This is a genomic window from Neisseria sp. P0022.S010 (assembly GCF_051956635.1).
Map to the genome: position 1 here is coordinate 1 of NZ_JBQCXF010000679.1, position 1434 is coordinate 1434.

The 1434-nt window shown below is 53.2% G+C and carries 2 protein-coding genes; both read right to left on the reverse strand.

From position 1 onward, the window contains the following. Window positions 1–973, reverse strand: a 973-nt coding sequence (gene argA, locus ACTHUT_RS20590) for an amino-acid N-acetyltransferase (protein ID WP_440419663.1), incomplete at its 3' end; no start/stop codon positions are given. Next, a complete protein-coding gene (locus tag ACTHUT_RS20595; RefSeq protein WP_070748545.1) occupies window positions 970–1365 on the reverse strand; it encodes an MJ0042-type zinc finger domain-containing protein in 396 nt (131 codons plus the stop codon). The genes argA and ACTHUT_RS20595, both read right to left, overlap by 4 nt. Window positions 1366–1434: the final 69 nt, after the last annotated feature.

Here is a 1434-nt window from a genome sequence, read left to right on the forward strand (position 1 = left end):
TATGGTTTTCCAAATACTCGCGGCTGCGGTGTAACAAGATGCCTTGTTCCGCCAACGGACGGATTAAGGCGATGATGTGCGGAATGTCGTCGCTGCGTGCCTGACGGATGGAAACAAACGGCTCACGCGCAATAGATGTACCGCTGCCCTCGCGGGTAAACAGCTCGCGCAACAGGCTACCATCTTCACGGCCGTTGAGAATCTGTACCCGCGATACGCCGTTTTCCAACGCACCTACCGCCGCATGCAGCAAATCGGCCGGCGCATCGGGATTGTCGTGTATCAGTTCCTGCACTTCACCGACAGACAAAGTATTGGCCAACGAGCCGTCGGCACGACGAATACCGGTTTCTTCGGTCAAGAAAACCAGTTTCTCCGCCTGCAAAGCCATGGCTACTTCCTGAGCGGTTTCGCACATACTCAGATTGAAGGTTTTGCCGCTGTACGAATGCCCCAAAGGACTGATAAGCACCACCGCGCCACTGTCCAAACGCAAACGGATTTCTTCCGCGTCGATTTTGCGGACGGTACCGGTATAGCCCATGTCCACACCGTCGATAACGCCCAGCGGACGGGCGGTAATAAAGTTGCCACACGCAATAACCGGCGGCTTGCTCCGTTGCGGTGCAGATACGCTGCTGAACAAAGCGGCTTCGACATCGCTGCGGATAATCCCCGCTACCTGCTTCACTTCCATCAAAGTCGCTTCATCGGTAATCCGACGACTGCCGCTGTATTTCGGAACAAAATCCCGACCCGAAGCCAATTTGTCGAGCAAATGCCGCGAACCGTGTACCAAGACCAAACGCAAGCCCAAGCTGGCTAACAGATTCAAATCTGCGGCCAAACGAATCAAAGTTTCGCCTTCCAACAGGCTGTCGGTCACGCCGACCACCATGGTTTTGCCGCGCAAATATTGGATATAGGGCGCGGCCTCACGAAAGCTGGCGACAAAATGGGCGATGGCACTCATAGCAGGGCAAGATAAAAGAGTTGCATAATCAAAACCGTCAGCGCAATCAGCGATGCCAAAGTCCAGTTGAAACCGTCCTTGCGCGTTTTGACCGCTGCCTGCTCTTCCGCCTTAGATTCTTCCTTAAGCGCGCTATTGAGCAAATCGGAAATTTCTTTGCGCGAGAGTTTGGAATGCTTGAGGATTTGCGCGCCGATGTTATGCACGAGGCGCACATCCGTTACCGCCACAGGCAGATGGGCCGGATCGGCCGGCAGGTTGCCCGACAGATAATCCTTGGCCTTAAACATCCCCGAACAACGCGTGCAGACCACGAAACCCTGCGCCACGTTCAACTGGGCATCTTTCACCCAATGCGGTGTTTTACAATGAGGACAAGAACAAGCAGGCATGAGTATTTCCGTAAGTGTATTAAATCAAAAATATATTTTAGCTAATGTTTCAGGCCGTCTGAAAAATGT

Bases quoted from the DNA above. Each gene is read 5' to 3' on its own strand.
- ACTHUT_RS20595 (WP_070748545.1), bottom strand. From the start codon at position 1,365: ATGCCTGCTTGTTCTTGTCCTCATTGTAAAACACCGCATTGGGTGAAA.